A 5,527-nucleotide genomic window follows, 5' to 3' on the forward strand; every position below is an offset into this window, starting at 1 on the left:
CTTAAAAGAAGTCCGGCGGTGTCCTACTCTCCCACAGGGTCCCCCCTGCAGTACCATCGGCGCTGTGAGGCTTAGCTTCCGGGTTCGGAATGTAACCGGGCGTTTCCCTCACGCTATGGCCGCCGAAACACTATTGATGTTTCAATCAAACACATAACAAAGTCATTGTTGTTATGCGGTTCTCGACCGTACATCGAGAACCACTCAGTGGACGCGTAGCACCAACAAACGGTGTGTTATCAAGTCATCGGCTTATTAGTACCAGTCAGCTGCATGCATTACTGCACTTCCACATCTGGCCTATCAACCCAGTAGTCTGGCTGGGAGCCTCTCACCCGAAGGTATGGAAATCTCATCTTGAGGCCGGCTTCCCGCTTAGATGCTTTCAGCGGTTATCCATCCCGAACGTAGCTAATCAGCGGTGCTCCTGGCGGAACAACTGACACACCAGAGGTTCGTCCAACCCGGTCCTCTCGTACTAGGGTCAGATCCTCTCAAATTTCCTACGCGCGCAGCGGATAGGGACCGAACTGTCTCACGACGTTCTAAACCCAGCTCGCGTACCGCTTTAATGGGCGAACAGCCCAACCCTTGGGACCTACTCCAGCCCCAGGATGCGACGAGCCGACATCGAGGTGCCAAACCATGCCGTCGATATGGACTCTTGGGCAAGATCAGCCTGTTATCCCCGAGGTACCTTTTATCCGTTGAGCGACAGCGCTTCCACAAGCCACTGCCGGATCACTAGTCCCGACTTTCGTCCCTGCTCGACCTGTCAGTCTCACAGTCAAGCTCCCTTGTGCACTTACACTCGACACCTGATTACCAACCAGGTTGAGGGAACCTTTGGGCGCCTCCGTTACTTTTTGGGAGGCAACCGCCCCAGTTAAACTACCCACCAGGCACTGTCCCTGAACCGGATTACGGTTCGAAGTTAGATATCCAGAGTGACCAGAGTGGTATTTCAACAATGACTCCACATGAACTGGCGTCCATGCTTCAAAGTCTCCCACCTATCCTACACAAGCCACACCGAACACCAATACCAAGCTGTAGTAAAGGTCACGGGGTCTTTCCGTCCTGCTGCGCGTAACGAGCATCTTTACTCGTAATGCAATTTCGCCGAGTTCGCGGTTGAGACAGTTGGGAAGTCGTTACGCCATTCGTGCAGGTCGGAACTTACCCGACAAGGAATTTCGCTACCTTAGGATGGTTATAGTTACCACCGCCGTTTACTGGGGCTTAAATTCTCAGCTTCGCCTTGCGGCTAACCGGTCCTCTTAACCTTCCAGCACCGGGCAGGCGTCAGTCCGTATACATCGTCTTGCGACTTGGCACGGACCTGTGTTTTTAGTAAACAGTCGCTACCCACTAGTCTCTGCGGCCTCCAAACGCTTTCGGAGCAAGTCCTAATACGTCGAAGGCCCCCCTTCTCCCGAAGTTACGGGGGCATTTTGCCGAGTTCCTTAACCACGATTCTCTCGATCTCCTTGGTATTCTCTACCTGACCACCTGAGTCGGTTTGGGGTACGGGCGGCTAGAACCTCGCGTCGATGCTTTTCTTGGCAGCATAGGATCATCCACTTTTTATCCGCATCGTGTCTCAGCCTATGTGAACGGCGGATTTGCCTACCGTTCGGCCTACGCACTTGCACCAGGACAACCATCGCCTGGCTTGGACTACCTTCCTGCGTCACACCTGTTAATACGCTAACCGCACCAGAATGGGGTCGTGCGCTAGGCCCAACGCTTCACCCCGAAGGGATCCGTCAGTGGGATTCAGACACTTAGCACTACTGGATTAGCTTGGGCGGTTCTTCGCCGGTACGGGAATATCAACCCGTTGTCCATCGACTACGCCTGTCGGCCTCGCCTTAGGTCCCGACTTACCCAGGGAAGATTAGCTTGACCCTGGAACCCTTGGTCTTTCGGAGGACGTGTTTCTCACACGTCTTTCGCTACTCATGCCTGCATTCTCACTCGTGTAGCCTCCACGGCTGGTTTACACCGCCGCTTCGCTGGCCACACGACGCTCTCCTACCCATCAACACGGCTGGACCACGAAGGCCTACCAATAATGTCAATGCCACAACTTCGGTGGCGTGCTTGAGCCCCGTTACATTGTCGGCGCGGAATCACTTGACCAGTGAGCTATTACGCACTCTTTCAAGGGTGGCTGCTTCTAAGCCAACCTCCTGGTTGTCAAGGCAACTCCACATCCTTTCCCACTTAGCACGCGCTTTGGGACCTTAGTTGGTGGTCTGGGTTGTTTCCCTCTCGACTATGAAGCTTATCCCCCACAGTCTCACTGCTGCGCTCTCACTTACCGGCATTCGGAGTTTGGCTGACGTCAGTAACCTTGTAGGGCCCATCGGCCATCCAGTAGCTCTACCTCCGGCAAGAAACACGCAACGCTGCACCTAAATGCATTTCGGAGAGAACCAGCTATCACGAAGTTTGATTGGCCTTTCACCCCTATCCACAGCTCATCCCCTCAGTTTTCAACCTAAGTGGGTTCGGTCCTCCACGACGTCTTACCGTCGCTTCAACCTGGCCATGGATAGATCACTTCGCTTCGGGTCTAGGACATGCGACTGAATCGCCCTATTCAGACTCGCTTTCGCTACGGCTACCCCACACGGGTTAACCTCGCCACATATCGCTAACTCGCAGGCTCATTCTTCAAAAGGCACGCTGTCACAGCTACTAAGGCTGCTCCAACGGTTTGTAAGCAAACGGTTTCAGGTACTATTTCACTCCCCTCCCGGGGTACTTTTCACCTTTCCCTCACGGTACTTGTCCGCTATCGGTCATCTGGGAGTATTTAGGCTTATCAGGTGGTCCTGACAGATTCACACGGGATTTCACGGGCCCCGTGCTACTTGGGATACTCTTCGCGCCAAGAGAGGCATTTCGACTACGGGGTTGGCACCCTCTATGACCGGCCTTTCAAGACCGTTCGTCTATACCTTCTTGTAACGCCGCCACCTCGGCAGAGATGACTGAAAAGTCCCACAACCCCCAACGTGCAACGCCTGCCGGCTATCACACACGCTAGGTTTAGCCTGATCCGGTTTCGCTCGCCACTACTAACGGAATCGCGGTTGCTTTCTCTTCCTGTGGGTACTGAGATGTTTCACTTCCCCACGTTCCCTCTACCCGCCCTATATATTCAGGCGGGAGTCACTAGGTCGGCACGCCGCCCAGCGGGGTTTCCCCATTCGGACACCCTCGGATCAAAACTTGCTTATCAGTTCCCCGAGGCTTATCGCAGATTGCTACGTCCTTCTTCGGCTCCAGATGCCAAGGCATCCACCGTTTGCTCTTAAAGACTTGAAATCACATGAGTTTGAATCAGAATCGACACCAGGCCCGAAAGCCTGGCATGAAATTGACTAATGATCTTTAAGATCATCTTGTGCAACCAGCTCGAAAGCCGGCTGCAAGATGCTCGCGTCCACTGTGTAGTTCTCAAAGTACGGGCGGTACCCCATCCAGCAACCCCACACGGGGGAAACCAGAAGAGGCCCAGAGTAACCAAATGCTTCCAACCCGAAGGTCAAAGCGCATCCGGTCCCTCAGGACCCAACAGCGTGCAGGCACCGATCCCCTCACCCCACTCTTTCCAACAACCGAAGTTGCGTACTCGACCAGAGATCAGATCTCGATGCCATGTCAAATGTTCCACCCATGAGCTCCCAGCGAAGAACATGTGCCTTCGATCTGGGTTCTGGACTCCGAAGAGTCAGATGCTCCTTAGAAAGGAGGTGATCCAGCCGCACCTTCCGGTACGGCTACCTTGTTACGACTTAGTCCTAATTACCGATCCCACCTTCGACGGCTCCCTCCACAAGGGTTAGGCCACCGGCTTCAGGTGTTACCGACTTTCATGACTTGACGGGCGGTGTGTACAAGACCCGGGAACGTATTCACCGCAGCGTTGCTGATCTGCGATTACTAGCGACTCCGACTTCATGAGGTCGAGTTGCAGACCTCAATCCGAACTGGGACCGGCTTTTTGGGATTCGCTCCACCTCGCGGTATTGCAGCCCTTTGTACCGGCCATTGTAGCATGCGTGAAGCCCAAGACATAAGGGGCATGATGATTTGACGTCATCCCCACCTTCCTCCGAGTTGACCCCGGCAGTATCCCATGAGTTCCCACCATTACGTGCTGGCAACATAGAACGAGGGTTGCGCTCGTTGCGGGACTTAACCCAACATCTCACGACACGAGCTGACGACAACCATGCACCACCTGTTTACGAGTGTCCAAAGAGTTGACCATTTCTGGCCCGTTCTCGTATATGTCAAGCCTTGGTAAGGTTCTTCGCGTTGCATCGAATTAATCCGCATGCTCCGCCGCTTGTGCGGGTCCCCGTCAATTCCTTTGAGTTTTAGCCTTGCGGCCGTACTCCCCAGGCGGGGAACTTAATGCGTTAGCTGCGTCACGGAATCCGTGGAATGGACCCCACAACTAGTTCCCAACGTTTACGGGGTGGACTACCAGGGTATCTAAGCCTGTTTGCTCCCCACCCTTTCGCTCCTCAGCGTCAGTTACGGCCCAGAGATCTGCCTTCGCCATCGGTGTTCCTCCTGATATCTGCGCATTCCACCGCTACACCAGGAATTCCAATCTCCCCTACCGCACTCTAGTCTGCCCGTACCCACTGCAGGCCGGAGGTTGAGCCTCCGGATTTCACAGCAGACGCGACAAACCGCCTACGAGCTCTTTACGCCCAATAATTCCGGATAACGCTTGCGCCCTACGTATTACCGCGGCTGCTGGCACGTAGTTAGCCGGCGCTTTTTCTGCAGGTACCGTCACTTTCGCTTCTTCCCTGCTAAAAGAGGTTTACAACCCGAAGGCCGTCATCCCTCACGCGGCGTTGCTGCATCAGGCTTCCGCCCATTGTGCAATATTCCCCACTGCTGCCTCCCGTAGGAGTCTGGGCCGTGTCTCAGTCCCAGTGTGGCCGGTCACCCTCTCAGGCCGGCTACCCGTCGACGCCTTGGTGAGCCATTACCTCACCAACAAGCTGATAGGCCGCGAGCCCATCCCCAACCGAAATTCTTTCCAGACGCAGACCATGCGGTCACGTCACATATCCAGTATTAGACGCCGTTTCCAGCGCTTATCCCAGAGTCAGGGGCAGGTTGCTCACGTGTTACTCACCCGTTCGCCACTGATCCACAGAGCAAGCTCTGCTTCACCGTTCGACTTGCATGTGTTAAGCACGCCGCCAGCGTTCATCCTGAGCCAGGATCAAACTCTCCGTAAAAAAGAAATGCATACCACCCGGGGAAAAACCGGGAAGCAGCGAGTTTGATGCTGACCAAAGAGACAAATTCATTGCTGACTTCATCCGTTGCCAACCCCACAAGGAGGTTGGTCTTTGATCCAAAGGAATCTCATCCAGCCGAAGCTGAATCGAGGTTATTTGGCATTTGACAAGTGCACGCTGTTGAGTTCTCAAGGATCGGATGCTCCCACGACCCAGTCATCACAACCAGGCCCGAAGGGCAA

The 5,527-nt window shown here is 54.4% G+C and carries 3 rRNA genes; all 3 read right to left on the reverse strand.

The window, feature by feature from the left end:
- Positions 1-10 precede the first annotated feature (10 nt).
- The 3 genes from rrf to ACTJKK_RS16535 all read right to left on the reverse strand — a co-directional run bounded on the left by rrf (position 11) and on the right by ACTJKK_RS16535 (position 5,282).
- A 5S ribosomal RNA gene (rrf, locus tag ACTJKK_RS16525) occupies positions 11-127 on the reverse strand.
- Between the two features lie 108 nt (positions 128-235).
- Positions 236-3,339, reverse strand: a 23S ribosomal RNA gene (locus ACTJKK_RS16530).
- Positions 3,340-3,760: 421 nt separating this feature from the next.
- A 16S ribosomal RNA gene (locus tag ACTJKK_RS16535) occupies positions 3,761-5,282 on the reverse strand.
- The 16S, 23S and 5S rRNA genes sit together here, the layout of an rRNA operon.
- Between the last annotated feature and the right edge of the window lie 245 nt (positions 5,283-5,527).

This window comes from Microbacterium sp. 22179, assembly GCF_052045715.1.
GTDB classification, from domain to species: domain Bacteria; phylum Actinomycetota; class Actinomycetes; order Actinomycetales; family Microbacteriaceae; genus Microbacterium; species Microbacterium galbinum.